Here is a 25,462-nt window from a genome sequence, read left to right as displayed (position 1 = left end):
GAGTCAGATTTCCATTAGCCTTTTTATGCAATTTTGAGGGCGGTGCCCAGTGAAAACAGGAAGCGAAGCAGCCTGCGAATATAACCTGAAGCCAAAATGGTCGCTTGGAGGCAAATGATCATGACGCGGTCGATTTCAAAAAAGACCGGAATTTGATCAATCCCGGTCTTTTGCTCTGAATGGTAATTGCGTCAGCCTCTTGCAAACACCCGCCAGTGTTTGGGACGGAATGCGATGCGGCTCTTTTCCTTCGCCGGATGGTCGGCGTCGATCTCTATTTCGACATGGTCCTCGATACCTTCGATCCGCAGCTCGACGCGTCTTGTTGCACCCACGCGGCGGCTCGCCACGACGGTCCCCGCTATGCATTCTTCGGAGCTGTCGACAAGTTCGACATCGTGCGGCCTGAAATAGAGCAGGCCTTCCCCATCCTGACGATCGCTCTCAATGCCAAGGACCTGATTCCCAAGCAACAACGTCCCGTTCTTTACGCGGACCGCCAGCGAACTTGATTCGCCAATGAAACTGTAGACAAAGGGGGAGTTCGGTTTGTCATAAACCTCGTCGGGCGTGCCGATCTGCTCGATCTTGCCCTGGCTCATCACGACAACTCGATCGGCCAGTTCGAGTGCCTCATCCTGGTCGTGCGTCACAAAAACCGTGGTGTGTTTGGTCTTGTCGTGGATTTCGCGGAGCCATCGGCGGAGCTCCTTGCGGACCTTCGCGTCGAGCGCGCCAAAGGGCTCGTCGAGAAGCAGTACCCGCGGCTCGATCGCCATGGCACGTGCCAGCGCTACACGCTGGCGCTGGCCACCGGAAAGCTGAGCCGGGTAGCGCTTCTCAAGACCCGAGAGCTGGACGAAATCGAGCAGCTCCGATGAGCGGCGCCGAATTTCGTCATTGCTTGGGCGGGTAGAGGAAGGCCGAACCTTCAATCCGAAGCCAACATTGTCGATTACCGTCATGTGGCGGAACAAGGCATAATGCTGGAATACAAAGCCGACATTTCTCTCCTGCACCGATTTCAGTGAGGCGTCTTCGTCGCCAAAAAACACTTTTCCCTCGGTCGGCGTTTCGAGGCCGGCGATCAAACGCAACAGCGTCGTCTTACCGGATCCCGAGGGGCCCAGAAGAGCAATCAATTCACCGGAATTGATATCGAGCGAGACGTCGTGCAACGCCGGAAATCGATCAAACTCCTTGCGTACACAACTTACGCGAACGTCCATATCTAACCCTCTCAGTGTCCGCCGTGAGCGCGAAGCTCTGTACCGTATCTCAGTTCCAGAACAGACTTGAGTACGAGTGTTACCAGCGCAAGCAGCGCAAGTAGCGAAGCCACAGCAAACGCAGCGACAAAATTATATTCGTTGTAAAGAATTTCCACATGCAGTGGCATTGTGTTGGTCAGGCCACGTATATGACCTGATACGACAGAAACTGCACCAAATTCGCCCATGGCGCGGGCGTTGCACAAAAGCACGCCATAGAGCAAGCCCCATTTGATGTTTGGCAATGTGACATGCCAGAATGTCTGCCAGCCGTTGGCCCCAAGCGAAAGCGCGGCTTCTTCGTCTGTCGTCCCCTGTTCCTGCATCAGCGGGATCAATTCTCGCGCAACAAACGGGAATGTGACAAAGACCGTCGCGAGGACAATGCCGGGAACAGCGAACAGGATTTCAATGCCATGCGATTTCAGCCAGGGTCCAAGCGCGCTGTGCGAACTGAATAGAAGCACATAGACCAAGCCCGAAATTACCGGTGAGACCGAAAATGGCAGATCGATCAGGGTGGTCAGGAATGCTTTGCCCTTGAATTCGAACTTGGCGATTGCCCATGCTGCGACAACACCAAAGACGACATTGAGCGGAACAGCAATAGCTGCGACGAGCAACGTCAGGTGAATCGCTGCGAGCGCGTCAGCTTCAGCAAACGCCGCGAGATAGGCGGTAGGTCCCTTCCGGAAGGCCTCTACAAACACCGAAACGAGCGGCAGCACCAGAAACAGTCCCAGGAAAGCCAAAGCAATGCCAATTAACATGTAGCGCGCTGTGCGACGTTCCGACGTCGCATGCCGGGCTATGGCCGTCGGATCGACGGCCCGCGTCGTTTCATGCGCCATAGCCATACCTCCTGCGGCTCCAGGCCTGAATGAGATTGATCACAAAGAGCATGAAAAACGAAAGGAGCAGCATGATCGTTGCGATAGCCGTCGCGCCTGCGTAGTCAAATTCTTCGAGCCGGATGACGATCAGCAGCGGGGCAATCTCCGAGACGTAAGGAAGATTCCCTGCAATGAAAATCACAGAGCCATATTCGCCCACAGCACGGGCGAATGCCAGTGCGAACCCCGTAAGAATGGCCGGTTGCAACCCGGGCAACAGCACGCGCGTGATCGTCTGAAACCGATTGGCGCCGAGCGTTGCTGCTGCTTCTTCGACCTCTTTGCGTATTTCCTCCATTACCGGCTGTACGGTCCTGACGACGAAGGGAAGACCAACGAAAATCAGGGCAATGGTGATGCCGGTGGGTGTAAACGCCACCTTGATCCCGAGTGGCTCGAGAAAATGACCGATCCAGCCATTCTTGGCATAAAGCGATGTCAGCGCGATACCGGCAACGGCTGTCGGCAGCGCAAAGGGAAGATCGACAATCGCGTCGATAATTCGCCGGCCAGGAAAACGATACCGCACAAGCACCCACGCGACGATCACGCCGAACACAACATTGATCAGGGCGGCGACCAGTGCGGTACCGAAGCTGATCTTCAGCGCATTCACAGTGCGGGGGTCGACGGCAACATGCCAGAATCCCGTAAAACCCAGTGATGCGGAGCGCCACACGAGGCCTGTTAAAGGGATAAGTACAATCAATGCGAGGTAGGCAAGAGTGAAGCCGAGCGTCAATCCAAATCCTGGAATGACGCTCGGCCTCTTAAACCGCCAACCCGCCTTAGCTAGGTTGGAAATCATGCTGTTACTGTTTCGGCCTATTACTGTTTTGGTTTATAAATCTGGTCAAACGTTCCGCCATCTCCAAAGTGATAGGGCTGTGCCTTTGCCCATCCGCCGAAGATTGGATCATCGATCGTCACGAGTTTCAACTGCGGCAATTTTTGCAGCACCTCGGCGGGCACCAGTTCAGGCTGTGCCGGTCGATAATAATGCTTGGCGGCCAAGGTCTGACCTTCTTTGGAATAGAGATACTGGAGATAGGCTTCGGCCACCTTGCGTGTGCCCTTGGCATCGACATTTCCATCAACGACGGCGACTGGCGGTTCCGCCAAAATGGACTGGGGTGGAACGACGATATCAAATTGATCTTCGCCAAATTCAGCCAGCGAGAGATAGGCTTCATTCTCCCAGGCCAACAGCACGTCGCCAAGCTGGCGCTGCGCGAAAGTGGTCGTCGAACCGCGTGCACCGGTGTCTAGGACTGGAACGTGCTGGAACAACGTGCCGATATATTCTTTGATCTTGGCTTCATCGCCGCCATATTGACCGTAGGCCCAGGCCCATGCGGCAAGGTAGTTCCAGCGGGCACCGCCCGATGTCTTCGGATTGGGTGTAATCACCTCGACATCGTCCTTGATCAGGTCACCCCAGTCCTTGATGCCTTTCGGATTGCCCTTGCGCACGAGAAAGACGATCGTTGATGTATAGGGCGCCGAATTGTGTGGATATTTGGTGCGCCAGTTCGGATTGATTTTCTTCGTTGCGTCTGCGATGGCCGAAATGTCGCTCTCGAGCGCCAGGGTCACGACATCGGCGTCAAGTCCGTCGATGACGGCGCGAGCTTGCTTACCCGATCCCCCGTGCGACGACTGGATTGTGACCGTCTCACCCGTGTCGGCTTTCCATTTTGCTACGAAAGCCGCATTGTAATCTTTGTAAAACTCACGCGTCGGATCATACGACACGTTCAGAAGCGTGGTGTCCGCATTGGCAGCAGACAATGGCTGAAACGCAATCGTTGCTGTAAGCAACGCCGCCGCCAGTGATAGGGAAAGTCGGGAATGTGTCATGCCTGCCTCCGTGATTAGAACTGAAGCGTAGCAGAGCCCCTCACAATAGGGGCGTTAGAAAGAATTCCTTTTATATGCGAAAATTAGAATATTCTACCTGTCGAGGATAGTCTACTGAAACGGTCGTCTAATTGGCTGGGGCATGGGATTCCGACGTTGTCCAATATGAAGGCGATCGAGCGATATCGGAAACGCTAGAATCCGCGATTCTGAAAAATTAGCCTATTATGAAATATTCTTTCTAGCACCGTCATACGAACCGGACCGCCACATTGGCGTCCGGCCCGTAGCGTTGATTAATTGAATGAACTTTATTTGAGGAACAGCTGCTTGACGGGCGCTGCATCCGCGACCGTTGCAAAATTGGCTCGTTCGCCTTCAGCGTCGTGGAAGGCACGCGTCGATATCGGCATGACAAAGATCGCTGCCGTCAGGACAGCGGTTGCGGCGATCGAAAGGCGTCGCTCCATGCGTGAATTGATAATCATGATCTCACTCTTCCTAATGATACTTTGCCCGTAGCGGGCGAGAAATGATGTCGTCGATCGCAGATTTCGGGATTGGCAAAAGCACCTGATCCAATTCGACCAAAGTTTCTGCAAAAGTGATCGCAGCGTTCTCCACTTCCTCCTGGCGGGAGGGGCATGCCATGGCATTGAGGCAGGTTCGTGCCGCAACCATGTCGCAATTTTGAAGCCCGGCAATCAGTCCCAAAGTGAGGCATTCTTCCCGGCAAACGTGATGCGAACCGAACGGAAAGGTCTTGAGCGGACAAAGCGCGCAATGGCGCAACGTGCGGACAAAGAACGACAGTTCCGAGAGCGCGCGGTTGCCATTGCGGGCACCGAGAAGCTCACTGTAGAGGCCGTAGGCCATCTCCCAGGAAATCACGGAACCCGTTTCAAAACCTGCTGCCCAGCGGCGGTAACCTTCCAGCACCAGCTTTTCCGGAGTGCGGTCGAAATAGCAGCCCGTGCCGTTGCCGGCTTCAGCGGCGCGCGGATACATCGTCACCTCCCTCCCGTTCATTGTTGCAGATCAAGGCGATGGGGCCGTTGCGGCAAGTTCCGGCGAGCTGCTGTGTCAGCCTGTTATGGTACCCAGCTGAAAATATATGCTGCCTGCACAGCAGGCAAACCACGCGCTGGCGTGGCAGAAAAAGACCTATCATTGGGTCCTCCAATTGAAAGGGTTCAAGGCCCAGACATCAAAGGTATGCGCTCTTGCGCTTGTGCATAAAGGCCTTGGATAATCGCAATGTCAAATACTAATTCTTTAAAACATGCAAAAATATCAATATGTTAGAATGATTCTAGGAAATTATGAGTTTTTCAGTATACAAATGCTCGAATGAACGCAAAATAAGCGCATTTGTCTCGGCCGGATGCCAATCCGGCGGAGACGGTGTCCTGCGGGTCAACCGGCAATTAAAAGTCGCAGTTTCTTTAAGGCAACGTCCGGGCTTTCCTTGTAGTCGATCGTGCTCTTCAGCCGCCCGTCGCGATCGAGCAGCATGACCGACGCAGTATGGTCCATGGTGTAATCGCCATTTTCGGTCGCCACCTTCTTGGCGTAGATCTTCCAGCTCTTTAGAAGTTTTTCCACCTCGTCTGGGTTGCCAGTGATACCGGTGATCCTGTCGGTAAAAGCAGCAGTATAGCCCTTCATCACCTCGGGTGTATCCCGTTCCGGATCGACAGAAATGAAGAACACGCGTAGATCCTTGCCATCATCGCCGAGCGTTTTGAGCCACCCTGCCATTTCGAACAGTGTCGTCGGGCAAACTTCCGGACAGTGTGTGAAACCGAAAAAAAGCACGCTCGGATGACCGCTGAAGGCCGCCTCGGTGATTGGCGCGCCATTCTGATCGGTCAGATTGAACGGCGCGCCAAGTTGCGCGCCCTCAGCCTTGGTGCCGAAACGGGTATTGGCATAGGTGAAAACCAGAAAGAGCGACAGGACGGCGATCACCGCCCACAGCCCATAGCGTAAAAGCCGAAAATTCATCAGTTATGTTCCATGCTGGTGGCGTTGGCTGGTCCAACCATAAACTGGAGCTCGACCTTGCCGGCTTTGGCGAACTCAAGCGTGACAGGCACCATGTCGCCTTGTTTCAGCGGCGCAGTAAGATTGATCAGCATCAGATGCGTACCGCCCGGCGAGAGTTCGGCTGTACCGCCTGCGGGGACTTCAAGACCGTCTTTCAACCGGCGCATCTGCATTACATTCCCGTCCATCTTCATTTCATGCACTTCGACACGGGCGGCCACGGAGCTGGAGCCGCCAATCAGGCGATCAGGCTCCATTGATTGGTTGGTAATCTTGACGTAGCCGCCGCCGACCTTGGCGCCCGGCAGCGTTGCTCGGGTGAATGCTCCGCTCAAGACGAGATCGCCGGCTTTTACCGGTTCCATCATATCATCATCGCTCATCACGGATGCATCACTCTTCATCATCGCGGAGTGATCATGCGCCTCGGCGGCAAAAGAGACTGACGCGACCAGCAGCGCGAGCGCAGCAATTCGGGAAAAGGATCTCATTGGATATCTCCAGTTCAGAATGTTCAAGAGAATACACGTTTCAAAGGCGAAGGGACGCGCATGACCAGCTGGTCGACGACCAGCATGGCGAGAATTGCAAACCCGGTGAGTGGAAAGAGGATGCCGAAGCCGAGAATGACGAGCGTGAGTGTCGCAAAGACGCTCTTTTGCGATGGCATCGGCGGAACGCCGAGACGGCCTGAAGGACGGCGCTTCCACCACATGACGACCGCCGAGACGGAAGTCAGAATGATGGCAAGGCAGGTGACGAGCATGACAATCTGGTTGGCGAGACCCAAATACTCACCTTGGTGCACACCAATGCCAAATTCGATGGCCTTGGCACCAGCGCCGTAATCGGCAAATTTCAGATCGACAAGCGGCTTGCCCGTATACTGGTCGAAATGGATCGTCCGTTGCCGTGCGATATCGTCCGGAAATATTGCTGCCGTATAAACGCCCTTCCTGCCGGATGGGAGGGACACCTCAAAGCCTGGTGCGATACCACCTGCCGTCGCCGCGTCGACTATCTGGTCGAGCCCGACGTGTTGTGCAGCGACGTTCGGTGATGATGTTGGCACCGGGGCGTTCTCGACAGTCCAACCGGCATTGGTCAGCACATCCTTGGTCGGGACTTTTGAGACCGGAACGTCGTCCCAGAGCTGCGCAGGATAACCCAGGCCAGCGCTCGACAATGTCGCATTGACCCCGTCGCCCCAATAGCCGGACCAGGGCATGCCCGTGATTGCCAGGAAAAAGATCAACGCACCCGCAACCGCACCAGTGACCGCATGAATGTCACGCCAGAACACACGTTTGTCCGGCCTCCCGCGTACACTGATGACACCGCCGGTTTGCTTGCGCGGCCACCAGAGATAAAAGCCGGTGACGACGAGAATGAGCCCGAGTCCGCCAACGGCTTCGACGATGCGATTGAACGCGAAACCGAAATAGTCGAGACTGTGGATCTTCTTGACGACCCAATTGAACTCCTCCTTCTCGCCGACCTTGTCGAGAACCGAGCCGCTGTACGGATCGACAAATACCAGGACGTTCCCGCTATTCGTGCTGACCGTAACGCGCGCAGACCGGGTTGGTGCGTCTGGCTCCCGGTAGCGCAGGATCTTTGAGCCAGGCACTGCAGCCTTCGCGTTGTCGGTCAGCAGTGATGGCGCAAGGGCTTCGCTGCGTGGCTGCACCACATTGCGATAGGCAAAGACCGTATTGTCGATCTCGTCCTTGAACAGATAGAGACTGCCGGTGACGGCAAGATTGAGCATGAAGGGGATGACCAGAAGGCCAGCAAAAAAATGCCAGCGCCAAATGGCGCGGTAGAGCGAAAGACTGATGTCATTGGGCTTTTCGGAAGCCAAGCTTGAGACGGTCATGGGTGTTCCAATCGTCTGACAGCAAAAGATGACGGACTGCGGATACAGACCGTCGCGACGCGCCAGAGAGGGCGCATTGTTTCTGTCAGGCGAGGGGAGGCGCTTGCGGCGGAGCCGATGGCGGGTAGAGGCTGCGCGCGATCAGGACCGCTTCGCGCTGTATTGCGAGCGATTGGGCAGGCTGGACTTTGGGACCGGGTGTAAACGGTGGCACCGGCAGGACAAACGATGCGGAGAGCCGGCAGGCTTTGCAACCAGTGTCATGCCAGGCGGTCTTGTGCAGGTCCTTATCGTCATCGCCGGGGAGACAAAGTACGGGAACAGTACCATCTGGCAGAGTGTAGGCTGCGAGATCGATCTGGTCTTTAGGCCTTGCTTCAATCGGCCGGTGCGCGAAAGCAACGAATACGAGAGCCAATGCGCAAAGCATGCGCACCGCCAATCGCCAATCGTTCCATACCTTGCGCATCAACGCCTCATATTCCAGCCAGACGCTTCAAATACATCAGCCGGTCGTCGAAATCTATGCGGCAAAGAGACAGTAAAGGGTCAGATGCTCTGAATCTCGATCAGCCAGGCAGTTTGAGGGATGCTGCCGAGGGTAATCACTTCAGGGGGGGTCAGATGGATCACATCATCCAGCTCAAACTTTTCACCATTTTTAACCTCCGCATCCTCGCGAAAGAGCACAAGGGTTTCGTCGGCATTCGCTATTATCTCGGCTTTGTCGAGGCGTCTGACGCTGGCTGAAAATCTGCCGCGACGAACCATGACGTTGAGATCGGTGACTTCACGGATCACCTCGGCGCTGGTCGGCACATCTGCCGGGAAAGCGAGAGCCGGTGAGCTCGGATCCATCAATTGAGCCTCGGCGCCATCAATTGCCAGCCGCATCTCGCCCTCCAGGATGGCGAGGACCCGGTCAATATTGGCAAAGCTGGAAAACGGCCCAGAGTTCGGGACCTTTGCCATGCTGACGCGCCAGTCGAAATCGCCGACCATTGCACCGGGCGGCGATATCGCGATTTCTGTCGTGACTCCGCCACCATTCTTCCATGGCATTTGCCGGTGGTCGCTGGCACGCAAAATGCGCATCAGCCAAGAATGCCCGGCAGGTTAAGGCCATTTTCCTTCGCGCATTCAATGGCGATCTCATAACCAGCGTCTGCATGGCGCATGACACCGGTGGCCGGATCGTTCCACAAGACGCGGCCGATGCGCTCTGCTGCATCATCCGAGCCGTCGCAGCAGATCACCATGCCGGAATGCTGCGAGTAGCCCATGCCGACGCCGCCGCCGTGATGCAGCGACACCCAGGTCGCGCCCGAAGCGGTATTGAGCAGCGCATTGAGAAGTGGCCAGTCGGATACAGCGTCAGACCCATCTTTCATCGCTTCGGTTTCGCGGTTGGGCGAGGCGACCGAACCTGAATCCAGATGATCGCGGCCAATGACGACCGGCGCTTTCAATTCACCGTTCCTCACCATTTCATTGAAGGCGAGACCAAGGCGATGCCTGTCACCAAGTCCGACCCAGCAGATGCGCGCCGGCAGCCCCTGGAAGGCGATGCGTTCACGCGCCATGTCGAGCCAGTTGTGCAGATGCGTGTTGCCCGGGGTGAGTTCCTTCACCTTGGCATCGGTCTTGTAGATATCTTCCGGATCACCGGAGAGCGCCGCCCAGCGGAACGGGCCAATGCCCCGGCAGAACAGTGGACGAATGTAGGCCGGAACGAAACCGGGGAAGGCGAAAGCGTTTTCAAGACCTTCATCCTTGGCGACCTGGCGAATATTGTTGCCGTAGTCGAGTGTTGGAATGCCCCGGTTCCAGAATGCGATCATCGCTTCGACATGTTCGCGCATCGACGCACGTGCAGCCTTCTCGACGGCCTTCGGATCACTTTCGCGCTTTTCGCGCCATTCGGCCATGGTCCAGCCCTTCGGCAGATAGCCGTTGATCGGGTCATGGGCCGATGTCTGATCGGTGACGATATCGGGCCGCACGCCGCGGCGCACCAGTTCCGGCAAAACGTCCGCGGCATTGCCGAGGAGGCCGACGGACTTAGCTTCGCCCGCTTTCGTCCAGCGATCGATCATCTCTAGCGCTTCGTCCAGCGTTTCCGCCTTGGCGTCGACATAGCGGGTACGCAGGCGGAAATCGATGGAGTCCGGATTGCATTCGACTGCGAGGCAGCAGGCCCCGGCCATGACCGCTGCCAGCGGCTGTGCGCCGCCCATGCCGCCAAGCCCGCCGGTCAGGATCCATTTACCCTTGAGATTGCCGCCATAGTGCTGACGGCCCGCCTCGACAAAGGTCTCGTAGGTGCCCTGAACGATGCCCTGCGTGCCGATATAAATCCAGGAACCGGCGGTCATCTGGCCATACATGGCCAGCCCCTTCTTGTCGAGTTCGTTGAAATGATCCCAGGTCGCCCAATGCGGCACGAGATTGGAATTGGCAATCAATACGCGCGGTGCATTGGCGTGGGTCTTGAACACGCCTACCGGCTTGCCTGACTGGACGAGCAGCGTCTCGTCTTCGTTCAGCGTCTTCAAGGTCGAGACGATTTTGTCGAAATCGTCCCAGGTGCGGGCAGCGCGGCCAATGCCGCCATAGACCACGAGTTCATTCGGGTTCTCGGCAACATCCGGGTCGAGATTGTTCATCAGCATCCGTAGCGGCGCTTCTGTCATCCAGGATTTGGTGTTGAGTTCATTGCCCCTGGGGCTGCGGATTTCGCGGATGTTATGGCGCGGATTGTTCATTACCTGCTCCCCAACTTGATGGCTGTCTGTTCGATGATTTCGAGAATGTCTTTGAGATGTCTGCGTAATTTTTCTGCCTTGGCCTTGTCGAGGGCGAAAGGCGGCACCTCGCTCGCCAAATGTGACGATTGCGTCAGCTCCATCTGGATGGCGTGGATGCCAAGCTGTGGCCGCCCATAATGGCGCGTCGTCCATCCACCCTTGAACCGGCCATTGATGACGGCGTCATAGCCGCGGGCCGCAAACACGATACGGCCGACTGCCGAGGCGATCTCGGGCGAACAGCTGTTGCCCTCATTGGTGCCGACATTGAAATCCGGCAGCTTGCCCTTGAACAGAAACGGAATATGCGAACGGATGGAATGGCAATCATAGAGGATAGCCATCCCGTGCTCCTCCTTCACCCGGTCGATTTCCTGAGCCAAGGCTGCATGATAAGGACGATGAAATTGTTCCAGCCGTGACTGTATATCCGCAGCAGTGGGCTTCTCGCCCTCCCGCCAGATCGGCTTGCCGTCGAAATCGGTTTCCGGAACCAACCCCGTGGTGTTCTGTCCAGGATAGAGGCTGACACCCTCCGGATCGCGGTTCGCATCGATGACATAGCGATGGAATGTCGCTCGCACCGTTGATATCCCAGGCAACAACCCGTCATAAAGCTGGTCGATGTGCCAGTCCGTATCGGCAAGCAGTTGGCCGTTCTCGTTTAGCCGACCCCACACGTCAGCAGGGACATCGGTTCCCGTATGCGGAAATCCGAGAATGATCGGGGATGAGCCCTGTTTGACTTCGACAACACTCATAGGCTTGTGTCCAACGCGGGCAGAATTTCGGCAGAGATCGCGGCATTGAGCGCACCGGAGGCAACAAGATCTGAAACGGCTTTCAGGTCGGGTGCCATATAGCGGTCGTCATCGAGTGTCGGCACTGCCGTACGAATAACGCCGTGCGCACGGGTCAGTTCCGGGCTGGTCTTGAGAGGGCTGCGCAGATCGATGCCCTGCGCAGCAGTCAGGGCTTCGATACCAATGATTGAAAACAGGTTTTCGGTCATCTGTAAGAGGCGGCGCGCGCCATGGCAGGCCATCGACACATGATCTTCCTGGTTGGCCGAGGTCGGTGTGGAGTCGACCGACGCCGGGTGTGACATCTGCTTGTTTTCCGACATCAGTGCGGCGGATGTAACTTCAGCGATCATCAGCCCCGAATTGAGACCCGGCTTTCTGGCGAGGAAGGCTGGCAAGCCGTAGCTGAGCGCCGGATCGACCAAGAGCGCAATACGGCGCTGGGCGATCGACCCGATCTCGCAGATGGCAAGGGCAATCTGATCGGCCGCAAACGCCACGGGCTCGGCGTGGAAATTGCCGCCGGACACGACAGAGCCGTCGCTCAGCACCAGCGGATTGTCGGTGACTGCATTGGCTTCGATTTCCAGTGTGCGGGCGGCCATGCGCAACAGGTCGAGGCACGCGCCATCCACCTGCGGCTGGCAGCGAATGCAATAGGGGTCCTGAACGCGCTCGTCGCCTTCAATGTGGCTGTCGCGGATGGGAGAATTCTCGAGCAGTCGCCGCAGGGCGGCACCGGTGTCCATCTGGCCGCGATGCCCGCGCAGACTGTGAATATCCGGGTGGAACGGTGCCGAAGAGCCCATGGCGGCATCGGTCGACAATGCGCCGGTGATCAGTGCAGACTGACCCGCGCGATGGGCACGGAAAAGACCGGCGAGGGCGAGAGCGGTCGAAACCTGCGTCCCGTTGATGAGTGCCAGACCTTCCTTGGCCGCGAGCACAACAGGCTTCAGACCAGCTTTGGCAAGGCCTTCACCTGCAGGCATCTGGTTACCGTCGAACACGACATCGCCTTCGCCGATCATTGCCGCCGCCATATGGGCGAGGGGAGCGAGATCGCCCGAAGCGCCGACAGAACCCTTTTCCGGGATGACGGGGATTACACCCTTTTCCAACATGTTCTCGATCAGGCTGATGAGCTCAGGGCGCACACCTGAGGCGCCACGTCCGAGCGAAATCAACTTGAGCGCCAGGATCAGGCGAACGATGTTTTCCGGCAGCGGATTACCCACACCGCAGCAATGCGAAAGGATCAGGTTGCGCTGCAATGTGGTCACATCGGCCGGCGCAACCTTGATGCTGGCCAGCTTGCCGAAACCAGTATTGATGCCATAGACCGGCGCATCGCCGCTGGCGATCTCAGCGATGCGACGTGCCGCCGCCGTAATCCCGGCGTGAAATGAAGGATCGAGCCGGGCGGGCGTTCCTTGCCAATAAATTGTTTCCAAAACGGAAATAGGCACGGAGCCGGGATGCAGGATAACGGTCATAGGTTATGCTTTCAAAACAAGCTGATGGAGCGGGTTGAAGCCGATGCGATAGCAGAGTTCCGCTGGTTGCTCTGCGTTCCAGATTGCGATTTCGGCGCGCTTGCCAGGGGCCAAGGTGCCGATGTCTGCCTGCAAGCCGAGTGCGCGGGCCGCCTCGCGCGTCGCCCCGGCGAGTGCCTCTTCCACAGTCAGGCGGAAGAGCGTGCAGGCCATGTTCATGGTCAAAAGCAGCGAGGTGAGCGGCGATGTGCCGGGATTGCAATCGCTAGCGACGGCTATGCGCACGCCGGCATCGCGCAAGATTTTGACCGGCGGTGCCCGTTCTTCGCGCAGGGCATAGAAGGCACCAGGAAGGAGCACAGCCACCGTTCCCGCTGTGGCCATCGCTCGCGCGCCCTCTTCATCGAGATATTCGAGATGGTCTGCTGACAGCGCGCCGAACGACGCGGCAAGCTTGGCGCCGCCAAGATTGGACAGTTGCTCGGCATGGAGTTTCACCGGCAGACCCAGTACCTTGGCTTTTTCAAAGACGCGTGTGATCTGGGCGGGAGAGAAGGCAATCCCCTCGCAAAAACCATCCACTGCATCGACAAGGCCCTCAGAATGTGCGGCCTCAAGCCCGGGCAGCACCACCTCCGAAATATAGTCGTCAGCGCGGCCACGATATGCGGGCGGCACGGCATGGGCTCCAAGATAACTCGTCAGTATCCGAACCGGCCGCAGCGTTCCAAGACGGCGCGCGACGCGCAGCATTTTCAGCTCAGCCTCAACGTTGAGACCGTAGCCAGATTTGATTTCGATGGTCGAAATGCCTTCGGCCAAAAGCGTATCGAGCCGGGGTAAGCTCTGCGCAACAAGTTCATCCTCGCTCAAGCCATTGGTCGCCTTGACCGAAGAGACGATGCCGCCGCCGGCCCGCGCAATCTCCTCATAGCTCGCGCCTTCAAGCCGCATTTCAAACTCGCGGGCACGATTGCCGCCGAAGACGAGATGGGTGTGGCAGTCGATCAGGGCCGGGGTTGCCAGTCTGCCGCCGAAATCCTGGCGCTCGACGTGGCTCCAGCCGCCCGGAATATCTTCCCCGACCCAGGCGATCCGCTCGCAATCAATGCCGATCGATCCGTTCTCGATCAGGCCATATGGCGCGCCGGTATGCTCAAGTGTGGCGATCCTCAATCCCGACAGAATTTTCCTCATTGGCCTATGCAGGCTCCCCATTATGGTCTTGCTCACATCATTATTATGTATATACATATTATGTCAATCGGTTGCTGGAGAAGAAATGAGCGAGGCCATGAAATCTGTTTTTGCGCGCAAAGCCCTGACGCCGAACGGCTGGGAAAATGACGTCCTCGTGCGCATCGATGCGGAAGGGCGCATCGCCTCCATCGTGCCAAAAAGCGAAGCTGGTTCAGATGTTTACGTTGTCGATGCTCTGCTCCCGGCACAGGCCAATCTGCACAGTCACACTTTCCAGCGGGCGATGGCGGGTCTTTCCGAAGCACGCAGCCCGGCGGGACGCGACAGCTTCTGGACGTGGCGCGAGATCATGTATCGCTTTCTCGATATTCTGGATCCGGAAGACATCGAGGCGATCGCAGCCTTCGCCTTTGTCGAGATGCTGGAGTCCGGATATTCCAGCGTCGCTGAATTTCATTATGTTCACCACCAGCCGGGCGGACAGCCCTATGCGCAGCTCGGCGAATTGTCGGACCGGGTTGCAGCAGCAGCCAGCGCGACGGGCATTGGATTGACTCTATTGCCCGTTGCCTATGCGCAGGGCGGCGTCGACGGGCGGGCGCTGGCGGGGGGACAACTGCGCTTCGGCAATGATTTCGACCGTTATGTCAAACTGGCGCAAGCGGCTGAAAAGGCTGCAAAAAGCGTTAATCCGGACGCGGGCTTTGGCGTTGCCCCGCATTCGATCCGCGCCGTGAACGAGCGTGACCTGAAGGCACTGGAGCAGCAATTCCGCGGCACCCCCTTCCACATTCACATCGCCGAGCAGATACCGGAGATCGAAGAGGTCCAGGCTGCCTATGGGCAACGCTCGATGAGCTGGCTGCTTGATCATCTGCCGGTCAATGAGCGCTGGTGCCTGATCCACTCCACCCATATGACGCCTGAGGAAACGCAGCGCGTTGCAGCAAGTAGCGCGGTGGTTGGCCTTTGCCCGATCACCGAAGCCAATCTCGGCGACGGAATATTCAATGGGGTCAATTACTTGGCTTCAGGCGGCCTCTTTGGCACGGGATCTGATTCCAACATCCGCATTTCGCCATCGGAAGAATTGCGTCAGCTTGAGTACAGCCAGCGATTGCGGGATGTGTCGCGCGTCACCCTGACGGCCGAGGGCAAGTCGTGCGGCCGAACGCTTTATGACACGGCCCTTGCAGGCGGGGCGCAGGCTCTCGGCCGCAATTCGGGAAGCCTTGCCCCCGGCAAATGGGCGGACATGATTGCCCTGGACATTGAAAACGCTGCGCTTTTAGGTTTGGCCGGCGACAGGCTGCTTGACGGCTGGATTTTTGCAGGCGACAGACAGGCGGTCAGCGATGTCTGGTCGGCAGGGCGTCACGTGGTGCATGAGGGCCGGCATCGCGACCGGACGGCGATATTCAAAACATACAAGGCGCGGCTCGCGTCAATATTGGAGAGAGTGTGACGGCAAACGCGCGCAAATCATTCCATGCCATCAAGGCCGAGATGGCACGGCGCATCGCCGAGCGGGTCTGGGCGCCTGGCGCGCTCATTCCGGGCGAGGAAGTGCTGGCCGTCGAGTTTAGCTGCGCCCGGGCCACCGTTAACCGGGCCCTGCAGGAATTGGCGCGGGGCGGCGTCCTCGTACGCAAGCGCAAGGCTGGAACCCGTGTCGCCCTCCATCCGATGCGCGAGGCGCGCTTCGTTATTCCGATCGTGCGCCAAGAGATTGAAAACAAAGGCGGAATCTACCAATTCCGCTTGCTTTCCAATGCGGTTGAGAAGGCGCCGCAGGCCGTCACCAAACGGCTCGGCCTCGCCAAGGGCAAAGAGATGCTGCATGTTCGCTGCCTGCATCTTTCCGATAGCAGGCCCTATCAATATGAGGACCGCTGGGTCAATCTCGACGCCGTTCCCTCGATCCGCCATGAGACATTCGAGACCGTCAGCCCGAATGAATGGCTGGTGACCCATTCGCCGTTTTCGCAGGCCGAAATCGTCTTTCACGCTGATCTGGCCGGCACTGAAGAGGCCGAAATCCTTGGCGTCAACGCAAAGGATTCGGTGTTCATCATCGAACGCCTGACTTATCTGCCGCAAAAACCCATTACCTTCGTTCGGATGATCCATCCAGGATCACATCGTATGGTCACGCAACTTTAGACAACCAAAATGCGCGGCAGGGTTGCTAAAAGCGTGCCGCAATCGGCGATTCTTGTGCCATTTTTGGCGGTTTTTGTGCGAAGTTTGACGGTTCTTATCCAAAACTTTCCTGATCTGGCCGAAACGTGCTTCAAACCGAGTGCCTGGCTCGGCAAGCTCACCATGAGGGATGTTCCGATCCGGCGATGGTTGCGATTTATGATCGGTCTCTTGGATAAATGACCATTGGCGTTTCACTCCAACTGCACTATTTGAATGCAAGGAATGACAGGGATGGAATTGCAATGGCAGGCGTGACGAAAGACCAGGTTCTCGAACAGCTGAAGACGGTGACCGGTCCCGATTTCAACAGCAACATCGTCGAGCTTGGCCTCGTCTCGGATATTTTCATTGCCGATGACAAGGTGTTTTTCTCGATCACCGTGCCAGCCGCGCGAGCGCAGGAACTGGAGCCGTTGCGCGCCGCTGCCGAGCGCGTGGTCAAGACGATGCCGGGTGTCGCCGGTGCCATCGTTGCGCTGACCGCCGAGAAGAGGGGCGGGCCCACCAGCGACGACGCACCAAGAGCCGCTCCGCCGCGCCCTGCACAGCGTCCGGCTCCGGCCGGGGCTGTTCCACCGCCGCGCGTGCCAGCGCAGGGTGCACCCGCACAAGGTGCACATAGCCATGCCCCGGTCAAATCCGGCGTGCCCGGTGTCGGCGCGATCATCGCGGTTGCCTCCGGCAAGGGCGGTGTCGGCAAGTCGACCACTGCGGTCAACCTTGCGCTGGGCCTGCAGGCCAATGGCCACCGCGTCGGTATTCTCGATGCGGATATTTACGGGCCCTCCATGCCGCGCCTGCTCAATCTTCACGGCAAGCCGGAAGTGGTATCAGGCCGGGTGCTCAAGCCGATGGAAGGGTACGGCCTGAAAGTCATGTCGATCGGCTTCCTGGTCGACGAGGAAACGCCGATGATCTGGCGCGGGCCGATGGTCATGTCTGCACTGACGCAGATGCTGCGCGAAGTGCAGTGGGGTGATCTTGATGTCCTCGTCGTCGACATGCCGCCCGGCACGGGCGACGCGCAATTGACCATGGCGCAGCAGGTCCCGCTGGCCGGTGCCGTCATCGTCTCGACGCCGCAGGACCTGGCGCTGATCGATGCGCGCAAGGGCCTCAACATGTTCAAGAAAGTTGATGTGCCGCTGCTCGGCATCGTCGAGAACATGAGTTATTTCATCGCGCCGGATACCGGTGCCCGTTACGACATTTTCGGCCATGGCGGGGCGCGCAAGGAAGCCGAGCGTCTCGATGTGCCATTCCTTGGCGAGGTGCCGCTGGTCATGGAAATCCGCGAAACGTCTGACTCCGGCAAACCGGTGGTCGTCAGCAACCCCGGTGGCCCGCAGGCGAAAGCCTATCGCGACATTGCGGCCAAGGTCTGGGACCAGCTCGCAGCAGCAAAGGGCGGCCGCGCCGCGCCGGCGATTGTGTTCGAGTAGTCGCGCGGCCCCTTTGCGCTTGCCGTGAAGGCATCCGCGCTTGCCTCGCTCCCGCTCGGCTAACCCAGCCGCTGCGCGTGCCAGGTAATATGATCCGCCATGAAGGTGGAGATGAAGAAATAGGAGTGGTCGTAGCCATCGCGCATGTTGAGCGTGAGCGGGATGCTCGCTTTGGCGCAGGCTTCCTCAAGCAGCCATGGCCTGAGGCCATCCTCAAGGAAACCATCGGCCTTGCCCTGGTCGACAAGCAGTTCCGGTACGCGGTGGCCATCCTCGATCAGCGCGACGCTGTCATAGGCGCGCCACGCCGCTTCATGCTTGCCGAGATATTTCTCGAATGCCGGGCGGGACCAGCCTGCAACCATCGGCCGGACAATAGGGGCAAAAGCCGAAACGGATTTGAATCGGCCTGGATTTTTCAATGCCAGCATGATGGCACCATGACCGCCCATGGAATGACCAAAAATGCCCTGGCGTTCCATATCCACCGGGAAGTTGGCAGCGACGAGTTCAGAAAGTTCCGCAGCGACATAAGTCGCCATGCGGTAATTGGTTGACCAGGGTTCTTCGGTCGCGTCGAGATAGAAGCCTGCGCCGCTTCCGAATTGCCAATTGTCCTTCTCATCGGGAACATGCTCGCCGCGCGGGCTCGTATCCGGGCAGATGATGGCCACGCCGAGCTCGGCGGCGATACGGCGGTATTCGCCCTTGTCCATGACGTTCTGGTGAGTGCAGGTCAGGCCCGACAGATACCAGAGCAGTGGCACTGGTCCGTCCTTTGACTGCGGGGGCAGGAATAGCGCGAAGGTCATGTCGCACTGGCAGGCATCGCTGCGATGGCGGTAGACCCCTTGCATTCCCTCAAAGCTTTTGGCGATAGATAGCGTTTCCATAAATTCCCCGTGTGGATTGTTATTGACCGAGCGAGACGGCGACATTGACCGCGGCGGCAACGAGCACCGTGTTGAAGAAAAATGAGACGATGGCATGCAGGAGATTGATCCTGCGCATTTCCGTACTGGTGATAGCGGTATCCGATGTCTGTGCCGTCATGCCGATGACATAGGAGAAGTAGAGGAACTCGATGCCGCCGGGCTCCTTGTCGCCGGGAAAATCCAGCCCGCCGGCGTGCCTGCGCGGTTGTTGCACGGTGCCGTCCGATGTCTCGTCGGGCTGCCAGTAGAGATGTGCGTAGTGGATGGCGGTCATCATGTGGATGGTCAGCCAACCCAGCGGCACAGCGGCAAGCGCCAGCGACAGATCGAGCGGATGGGGGTTGTGGCTGGAATTGATCAGCACGAACAGCGAGCCAAGCGCCACCACCACAGTACCGAACGTAACGGCGAAAATAATCCACACGGGCTCATCCGATCGCGCTGCGTGCCTGCGCAGATAGTCCGGCGTCAGTTTGCGGACCTTGATGGTCGAAAGCGTCAGATAGACCACAAAAAACGCATTGGCCGCGGCCGCGTAGGCAATATGCGGCGCGAATGCAAGGGCGAGGGCCAGGACGATTAGCCCGACAATGGCGGCAAGAAAGAAGGGATTGTGCCGCTTCCACATGCCTCGCTACTCCGATGCGATCGCCGCGGGGCGCTGCATGTCGACATGCGGAATATGGTCTTCGAGATATTCTGTCGAGACCGGCACGAAGCCAAAGGACCCATAAAAGCGCTGCAGATGGCTCTGGGCCGAGAGTTTGATCGGGCTGTGCGGGTAGAGCCGCTCGCACTGCGCAATTGCCTCGACCATCACCCGGTCTCCAAGCTTCTTGCCACGGTGTTCGGGCGAGACGACGACCCGCCCGATCCGCGCCGCCGGATCGCTTTTCGCGGGCTTGCGGATCCGCGCACTCGCCACCAGCTCCTCGCCGGCAAGAAGGCGCAGATGCAGCGCATCCGCATCCTTGCCGTCGAGCTCGGGGTAGGGGCATTTCTGCTCGACGACAAAAACGTCCACCCGCAGTTTCAGCATGGCGTAAAGGTCGCGCGGCGATAGCTCATCGAGCCCGCTCAGCACGACCTTGTAAGGACCCGCATTCATCAGAAGGTCACGACCGAACGGATCGACTTGCCTTCATGCATGAGGTCGAAGGCGGTGTTGATCTCTTCGAGCGGCATCTTGTGGGTGATGAGCGAATCGATATCAATCTTGCCCTCCATGTACCAGTCGACGATTTTCGGAACATCGGTGCGGCCGCGCGCGCCGCCAAACGCCGTACCGCGCCAGTTGCGCCCGGTGACGAGCTGGAACGGACGCGTCGAGATTTCCTTCCCAGCTTCGGCGACGCCGATGACGATGCTGGTGCCCCAGCCGCGATGGCAGCATTCGAGCGCCTGGCGCATGACATTGGTGTTGCCGGTTGCGTCGAAGGAGAAATCCGCGCCGCCGTCGGTCAGGTCCTGGATCGCCTGCACCACCTTGTCATTGCCGACTTCGATGGGGTTGATGAAATCGGTCATGCCGAACTTCTTCGCCATCGCCACCTTGCCGGGATTGAGATCGACGCCGATGATCTTGTCGGCGCCGACCATGCGGGCGCCCTGGATCACGTTGAGACCAATACCACCGAGACCGAAGACCACGACATTGGCGCCGGGCCAGACCTTGCCGGTATAGATGACGGCGCCGATACCTGTGGTGACGCCGCAGCCGATATAGCAGATCTTGTCGAAGGGCGCGTCCTCGCGCACCTTGGCCAAAGCGATCTCCGGCAGAACCGTGAAGTTCGAGAAGGTCGAGCAGCCCATGTAGTGGAACACTTCGCCGCCATCGCAGGAGAAGCGGCTGGTGCCGTCGGGCATGACGCCCTGGCCTTGCGTGGCTCTGATCGAGGTGCAGAGGTTGGATCGTTGCGACAGGCAGGTTTTGCACTGGCGGCATTCCGGTGTGTAGAGCGGGATGACGTGATCGCCAACCTTCAGCGATGTGACGCCGGCGCCAAGCTCGCGGACGATGCCGGCACCCTCATGGCCGAGAATGGCCGGAAACTTGCCTTCCGAATCAAGGCCGGACAGCGTGTAGGCGTCCGTATGACAGACGCCGGTCGCCATGATCTCGACCAGCACTTCGCCGGGCTTGGGGCCGCCGATCTCGATTGTTTCGATGGTCAGTGGCTTCTTGGCTTCAAAGGCAACGGCGGCGCGCGATTTCATGAGTGTCTCCCTATGCGTCTCGATCATGCAGTATACTGATTTGTGTGCGTGCACTATCAGGATCGCACGGGAGGTCGTCAATCTAACCGGCGACATTTCCGAACGAAATGCCGCCGGTCAGGCAACCGCCACCGGAGCAAACGGCTATTCGCGCCATGCGCTGGCTGCGTTTTTCAGGCTCTTTTGGATCGCCATCGTCCTTTATCCCGGTGGCCACGAATATCTCGCCAGCCACCGTGAGCCGCCCGGCGCCTTTGAGCATTTGCGCTACCTGCTTGAGCAGCTTGGCGTCTTTCCGCAGGGCAACCGCAGCGTCGAATGAAGCCGGTGGCTGTGAAAAAGTCTGGACTTGGCAAGACAAACCTTGTCAAACCGCCGCAACACAGACAGTGGACCGAAACGCTTGAAAGACCTGCCCGCCCTTCCCGTGACCGACATCCTGCCGGCGCTGCAAAATGCGTTGGCGAAGGCCAATGCCGCCGTGCTGGTAGCGCCGCCCGGCGCCGGCAAGACGACGCTCGTTCCGTTGCATCTGCTCGATGCGCCCTGGCGCGAAGACCGTACGATCATCCTGCTCGAGCCACGCCGCCTTGCAGCGCGCGCCGCAGCCAGCCGCATGGCAAGCCTTATCGGCGAAGAGGTGGGGGCGACGGTCGGCTACCGCATGCGGCTTGAGAACAAGGTGTCGGCGAAAACGCGCGTCCTCGTCGTTACAGAGGGGGTCTTCGCGCGGATGATCCTCGACGATCCGGACCTTAACGATGTCGCCGCGGTGCTGTTCGATGAGTTCCACGAACGCAGTCTCGATGCGGATTTCGGCCTCGCGCTGGCGCTCGATGTTCAGGTGGCACTGCGTCCCGATTTGAAGCTCCTTGTCATGTCGGCGACGCTCGATGGTGCGCGCGTGGCAACGTTGCTGAACGATGCACCGGTGCTCGAGAGCAAGGGTCGTTCCTTTCCTGTTCATATCCGCTATCGGGACCGCAAGCCCGACGAGAAGATCGAGGACGCCATGGCAAAAGCCATCCGCGAAACGCTTGGGAGCGAAACTGGCAGCATCCTCGCCTTCCTCCCCGGCCAGCGCGAAATCGAGCGCACGGCTGACGCGCTCGAGGGCCGCGCGGGCGCCAATACACTCATTGTGCCGCTTTACGGCGCGCTCGAGAGCCGCGATCAGGATGCGGCGATAAGGCCGGCACCCGCCGGCAAGCGCAAGGTGGTACTTGCCACGTCTATTGCCGAGACTTCGATCACCATCGACGGCGTGCGGGTCGTCATCGACAGCGGCCTCGCGCGGCTGCCGAAGTTCGAGCCCGCTACGGGGCTGACGCGGCTGGAAACCGTGCGGGCAGCGCGCGCTTCCGTCGACCAGCGTGCGGGCCGCGCCGGACGCACCGAACCCGGCATAGCGATAAGGCTCTGGCGGGCCGAGCAAACGGCGGCTTTGGAGGCCTTTGCTCCTCCGGAAATTCTGGAGGCGGACCTTTCAGGGCTGGTCCTCGATTGCGCGGCATGGGGCGTTGCCGATCCGGCAAGCCTCGCCTTTCTCGATGCACCTCCGGCTGCGGCCATCAAGGAAGCCAAGGCACTCCTCGAAAATCTCGGCGCGCTGGACAAGGATCGTATCACGCCGATGGGCCACGCCATGCGCTCGCTCGCGCTGCCTGCCAGGCTTGCTCACATGGTGCTGGCCGCCCGTGAACGCGGGCAGGGGCTACGCGCCGCGGAGCTCGCGGTGCTTTTGACCGAGCGCGGCCTTGGCGGCAATGATATCGATCTGGACGTTCGACTTTCACGCTTCCAACGAGAACGGGGTGACAGGGCGACACGGGCACGCGCCCTGGCAAAGCGGCTCGCAGGGCAGGATTTCATTGAAGCGGGAGATCCCGACAGTGTGGGCCGGCTGCTCATCGGGGCCTATCCCGACCGTATTGCCAAGGCGCGCGGCAATGGTCAGTTCACTGGTCAATATATTCTGGCCAGCGGACGCGGCGGCGAGGTTGATCCCGCAACGTCACTCGCGAAATCGCCATGGCTGGTCGTCGCGGATCTCGCAGGACGTGCAGGGCGAGCACGCATTCTTGCTGCCGCTGAAGTGACCGAGGCCGAAATCCGCGAGGCGCTCGCAGAGCGTGTCGTCAGCGGCCGGCAGGTGACTTATGATCCAGCCCGCAATGCCTTGCAGGCGCGCGAGGCTACGCGCATTGGTGCTGTCACGCTCTCCGAAAAGACGCTGCCCGCGCCGAGCGGCGAGGAAGCTGATCTTGGTGTCATCGCCGCCGTGCGCACCCATGGGCTCGACATCCTGCCCTGGTCGAAAGAGGCGACGACCCTGAGACGGCGCCTTGCCTGGCTGCATCAGGGGCTTGGCGCGCCTTGGCCCGCCATGAATGACGAGGCTCTGACCAGCGCGCTCGACGATTGGCTGCTACCATTCCTCAAGGGGACAGCGCAGCTCGGCCAGATCCCGGCGCATGTCCTTACAGAAGGTCTTCGTTCGCTGGTGCCTTATGACCTGCAGCGCAAGATCGAGACACTTGCGCCGACACATTTCGAGGTGCCGACCGGCTCCAATATTGCGATCCGCTATGATGCCGAGGAGCCGGTGCTCGCGGTGCGCGTGCAGGAACTGTTCGGCCTTGCCACGCATCCCGCCATTGCGGGCGGAACGATCCCGTTGCTCCTCGAGCTGCTGTCGCCGGCGCACCGTCCGATCCAGATCACCCGCAATCTTCCCGGCTTCTGGAAAGGCTCCTGGACGGATGTGCGCAGCGACATGCGCGGCCGATATCCAAAGCATGTCTGGCCGGAAGATCCCGCTTCCGCAACGCCGACCGCCCGCGCCAAGCCGCGCGGTACTTGAGCGGCATGGCTTACCCGCCCCCACGAGGGGGAGGGTAAGCGGCGGCGTGGCCCAACAAATCCACAATTCCCTTTATCCCATGTTTGTTCTAAAGCTCGCGCATGGTTCAGGATTTCGGCATACGCTCATCTTATCTGTCGCGCCGCCTGCGGTTGACGACGCTTATCCGCCTGCGCTGGCTTGCCGTGGCGGGCCAGAGCATCGCGGTGCTGTTTGTCGCGCTCTATCTCAAATTTCCCTTCCCCGTCAGCATCTGCTTCGCGCTGATCGCCTGTTCGGCATGGCTGAATTTGCTGATGTCGTTCCGCTATCCGATCAACCACCGGCTTGAGCCGCGCGCGGCGATAACCGTTCTTGGCTTTGACATCCTGCAGGTGGCAGGGCTGCTTTATATGACGGGGGGGCTGCAGAATCCGTTCGCGGTCCTTATGATCGTTCCGGTGATCATTTCGGCCACGTCGCTGCCGGCTTACGCGACAGCAGCCCTCGGGCTGCTTGTCACGATATGCGCGACGGTGCTGGCCTATGTTTATCTGCCATTGCCCTGGTACCCCGACGAGTCGATGCAACTGCCGCTCGTCTTGATTGCCGGCGTCTGGTGTTCGGTGGTCTCGGCCTTGGTGTTTACCGCCGTCTATGCCTATCGTGTCGCCGAGGAGGCGCGTCTGCTCGCTGACGCTCTGGCCGCGACAGAGCTGATCCTGCAGCGCGAACAGCACCTTTCGGCACTGGACGGGCTTGCGGCTGCGGCCGCGCACGAACTCGGTACGCCGCTTGCAACCATCGCGCTGGTCGCCAAGGAAATGGAGCGGAGCCTGAAACAGGACGACCGCTTCGCCGAGGATATCGACCTCTTGCGCTCGCAGACGGAACGCTGCCGCGAAATCCTCAAGCGCCTGACAAGCCTGTCATCGGCGAGCGAAGAACACATGTCCCGCTTGAAGATTTCCTCGCTCATCGAGGAAGTCATCGAGCCGAACCGCAATTTCGGCATCAACATAAAAGTGACCAAACTGCGCGGCGAGGGCAACGAGCCGGTGATCCGCCGTAATCCCGGCATCATCTATGGTCTCGGCAATCTCGTCGAGAATGCTGTCGACTTTGCCCGCGAGACGATCGAGGTCAATTGGGGCTGGACCGACAAGACGGTCGAGATCGTCATCAGCGACGACGGCAAGGGGTTCGCGCCCGATATTCTTGACCGGATCGGCGAGCCATACACCACCGGGCGGGACCGCGAGACCAGGGAACATGGCGGCGGTCTGGGGCTTGGTCTTTTCATTGCCAAGACGTTGCTGGAGCGTTCAGGCGCTACCATTACCTTCCGCAACCGCAATGATCCTGGGCAGGGCGCCGAAGTTGTGGTGATCTGGCCACGCCATAAACTTGTCGCTGAGACCTCCTGACGAACCGTTCCCGATAGACACGAGATGCGCTCTTGCGCGTATCGGGTTGCCTTGTGCTGTTTTCCGGCTGAATTATGAAAAAGTGTCCGAAATGGATAGTCTTTGACATTTTGTTCATTGCGAACCATTAACG

The 25,462-nt window shown here is 58.9% G+C and carries 25 protein-coding genes; 6 read left to right on the top strand and 19 right to left on the bottom strand.

Annotated features, from left to right (window positions below):
• Positions 1–191: 191 nt before the first annotated feature.
• The 15 genes from AAAC48_RS07300 to hutI form a co-directional block, all read right to left on the bottom strand.
• Entirely contained in the window at positions 192–1,229 is a 1,038-nt protein-coding gene (locus AAAC48_RS07300) for a sulfate/molybdate ABC transporter ATP-binding protein (protein ID WP_340653550.1), read from the bottom strand.
• Between the two features lie 11 nt (positions 1,230–1,240).
• Entirely contained in the window at positions 1,241–2,128 is an 888-nt protein-coding gene (gene cysW, locus AAAC48_RS07295; RefSeq protein WP_340653549.1) for a sulfate ABC transporter permease subunit CysW, read from the bottom strand.
• Complete coding sequence (gene cysT / locus AAAC48_RS07290; protein ID WP_340653548.1) at positions 2,112–2,972, bottom strand: sulfate ABC transporter permease subunit CysT; 861 nt, start codon at positions 2,970–2,972, stop codon at positions 2,112–2,114. Before cysT ends, cysW begins: the two co-directional genes overlap by 17 nt.
• A 20-nt stretch (positions 2,973–2,992) precedes the next feature.
• A complete protein-coding gene (locus AAAC48_RS07285; RefSeq protein WP_340653547.1) occupies positions 2,993–4,024 on the bottom strand; it encodes a sulfate ABC transporter substrate-binding protein in 1,032 nt (343 codons plus the stop codon).
• A 311-nt stretch (positions 4,025–4,335) separates the two neighbouring features.
• Positions 4,336–4,512 (bottom strand): hypothetical protein, encoded by a 177-nt coding sequence (locus tag AAAC48_RS07280; RefSeq protein WP_340653546.1) that lies wholly within the window; start codon positions 4,510–4,512, stop codon positions 4,336–4,338.
• A gap of 13 nt (positions 4,513–4,525) precedes the next feature.
• The gene (locus tag AAAC48_RS07275) at positions 4,526–5,032 is read right to left on the bottom strand and encodes a hypothetical protein (protein ID WP_340653545.1); all 507 of its coding nucleotides are present in this window, start codon (positions 5,030–5,032) and stop codon (positions 4,526–4,528) included.
• A 408-nt stretch (positions 5,033–5,440) separates the two neighbouring features.
• Positions 5,441–6,031 carry an SCO family protein gene (locus AAAC48_RS07270; protein ID WP_340653544.1) on the bottom strand — a complete coding sequence of 197 codons (591 nt, stop codon included), beginning with the start codon at positions 6,029–6,031 and terminating at the stop codon, positions 5,441–5,443.
• Entirely contained in the window at positions 6,031–6,564 is a 534-nt protein-coding gene (locus AAAC48_RS07265) for a copper chaperone PCu(A)C (protein WP_340653543.1), read from the bottom strand. The genes AAAC48_RS07270 and AAAC48_RS07265 overlap by 1 nt, the downstream gene beginning before the upstream one ends.
• A 23-nt stretch (positions 6,565–6,587) precedes the next feature.
• A complete protein-coding gene (locus AAAC48_RS07260) occupies positions 6,588–7,952 on the bottom strand; it encodes a PepSY domain-containing protein (RefSeq protein ID WP_340653542.1) in 1,365 nt (454 codons plus the stop codon).
• Between the two features lie 85 nt (positions 7,953–8,037).
• A complete protein-coding gene (locus AAAC48_RS07255; protein ID WP_340653541.1) occupies positions 8,038–8,421 on the bottom strand; it encodes a hypothetical protein in 384 nt (127 codons plus the stop codon).
• A gap of 80 nt (positions 8,422–8,501) precedes the next feature.
• A complete protein-coding gene (locus tag AAAC48_RS07250; RefSeq protein ID WP_340653540.1) occupies positions 8,502–9,047 on the bottom strand; it encodes a HutD family protein in 546 nt (181 codons plus the stop codon).
• Positions 9,047–10,717 (bottom strand): urocanate hydratase, encoded by a 1,671-nt coding sequence (hutU, locus tag AAAC48_RS07245; RefSeq protein ID WP_340653539.1) that lies wholly within the window; start codon positions 10,715–10,717, stop codon positions 9,047–9,049. Before hutU ends, AAAC48_RS07250 begins: the two co-directional genes overlap by 1 nt.
• Positions 10,717–11,520: an N-formylglutamate deformylase gene (hutG, locus tag AAAC48_RS07240; protein ID WP_340653538.1), complete on the bottom strand. Its 804-nt coding sequence runs from the start codon at positions 11,518–11,520 to the stop codon at positions 10,717–10,719. The genes hutU and hutG overlap by 1 nt, the downstream gene beginning before the upstream one ends.
• Entirely contained in the window at positions 11,517–13,058 is a 1,542-nt protein-coding gene (gene hutH, locus AAAC48_RS07235) for a histidine ammonia-lyase (RefSeq protein ID WP_340653537.1), read from the bottom strand. The genes hutG and hutH overlap by 4 nt, the downstream gene beginning before the upstream one ends.
• Positions 13,059–13,061: 3 nt before the next feature.
• Complete coding sequence (hutI, locus tag AAAC48_RS07230; RefSeq protein ID WP_340653536.1) at positions 13,062–14,255, bottom strand: imidazolonepropionase; 1,194 nt, start codon at positions 14,253–14,255, stop codon at positions 13,062–13,064.
• Between the two features lie 85 nt (positions 14,256–14,340).
• On the opposite strand from hutI, the gene AAAC48_RS07225 reads away from it, so the two are divergent.
• The 3 genes from AAAC48_RS07225 to AAAC48_RS07215 all read left to right on the top strand — a co-directional run bounded on the left by AAAC48_RS07225 (position 14,341) and on the right by AAAC48_RS07215 (position 17,905).
• A complete protein-coding gene (locus AAAC48_RS07225; RefSeq protein WP_340653535.1) occupies positions 14,341–15,723 on the top strand; it encodes a formimidoylglutamate deiminase in 1,383 nt (460 codons plus the stop codon).
• Positions 15,720–16,421, top strand: a complete 702-nt coding sequence (locus tag AAAC48_RS07220) for a GntR family transcriptional regulator (protein WP_340653534.1) — start codon at positions 15,720–15,722, stop codon at positions 16,419–16,421. The genes AAAC48_RS07225 and AAAC48_RS07220 overlap by 4 nt, the downstream gene beginning before the upstream one ends.
• 284 nt (positions 16,422–16,705) lie before the next feature.
• Positions 16,706–17,905: an Mrp/NBP35 family ATP-binding protein gene (locus AAAC48_RS07215; protein WP_340653533.1), complete on the top strand. Its 1,200-nt coding sequence runs from the start codon at positions 16,706–16,708 to the stop codon at positions 17,903–17,905.
• A 59-nt stretch (positions 17,906–17,964) separates the two neighbouring features.
• On the opposite strand, the gene fghA is transcribed toward AAAC48_RS07215, so the two are convergent.
• From fghA to AAAC48_RS07195, 4 genes are read right to left on the bottom strand one after another with little or no spacing between them, the layout of a single operon-like run.
• Entirely contained in the window at positions 17,965–18,798 is an 834-nt protein-coding gene (fghA, locus tag AAAC48_RS07210) for an S-formylglutathione hydrolase (protein ID WP_340653532.1), read from the bottom strand.
• Positions 18,799–18,817: 19 nt separating this feature from the next.
• Complete coding sequence (locus tag AAAC48_RS07205) at positions 18,818–19,468, bottom strand: DUF1345 domain-containing protein (protein WP_340653531.1); 651 nt, start codon at positions 19,466–19,468, stop codon at positions 18,818–18,820.
• Between the two features lie 6 nt (positions 19,469–19,474).
• Positions 19,475–19,948 (bottom strand): GNAT family N-acetyltransferase, encoded by a 474-nt coding sequence (locus AAAC48_RS07200; RefSeq protein WP_340653530.1) that lies wholly within the window; start codon positions 19,946–19,948, stop codon positions 19,475–19,477.
• Positions 19,948–21,060: an S-(hydroxymethyl)glutathione dehydrogenase/class III alcohol dehydrogenase gene (locus tag AAAC48_RS07195; protein WP_340653529.1), complete on the bottom strand. Its 1,113-nt coding sequence runs from the start codon at positions 21,058–21,060 to the stop codon at positions 19,948–19,950. Before AAAC48_RS07195 ends, AAAC48_RS07200 begins: the two co-directional genes overlap by 1 nt.
• Before the next feature lie 25 nt (positions 21,061–21,085).
• On the opposite strand from AAAC48_RS07195, the gene AAAC48_RS07190 reads away from it, so the two are divergent.
• The 3 genes from AAAC48_RS07190 to AAAC48_RS07180 all read left to right on the top strand — a co-directional run bounded on the left by AAAC48_RS07190 (position 21,086) and on the right by AAAC48_RS07180 (position 25,329).
• A complete protein-coding gene (locus AAAC48_RS07190; protein ID WP_340653528.1) occupies positions 21,086–21,382 on the top strand; it encodes a hypothetical protein in 297 nt (98 codons plus the stop codon).
• Between the two features lie 81 nt (positions 21,383–21,463).
• Positions 21,464–23,923, top strand: coding sequence for an ATP-dependent helicase HrpB (gene hrpB / locus AAAC48_RS07185; protein ID WP_340653527.1), 2,460 nt, complete (start codon positions 21,464–21,466; stop codon positions 23,921–23,923).
• A 101-nt stretch (positions 23,924–24,024) separates the two neighbouring features.
• A complete protein-coding gene (locus AAAC48_RS07180; protein WP_340653526.1) occupies positions 24,025–25,329 on the top strand; it encodes an ActS/PrrB/RegB family redox-sensitive histidine kinase in 1,305 nt (434 codons plus the stop codon).
• The last annotated feature ends 133 nt before the right edge of the window (positions 25,330–25,462 follow it).

Source organism: Phyllobacterium sp., assembly GCF_037994405.1.
Classification (GTDB): Bacteria; Pseudomonadota; Alphaproteobacteria; order Rhizobiales; family Rhizobiaceae; genus Phyllobacterium.
Note: the sequence above shows the minus strand (reverse complement) of the source record. Positions and strands in the feature narration are given on the sequence as shown.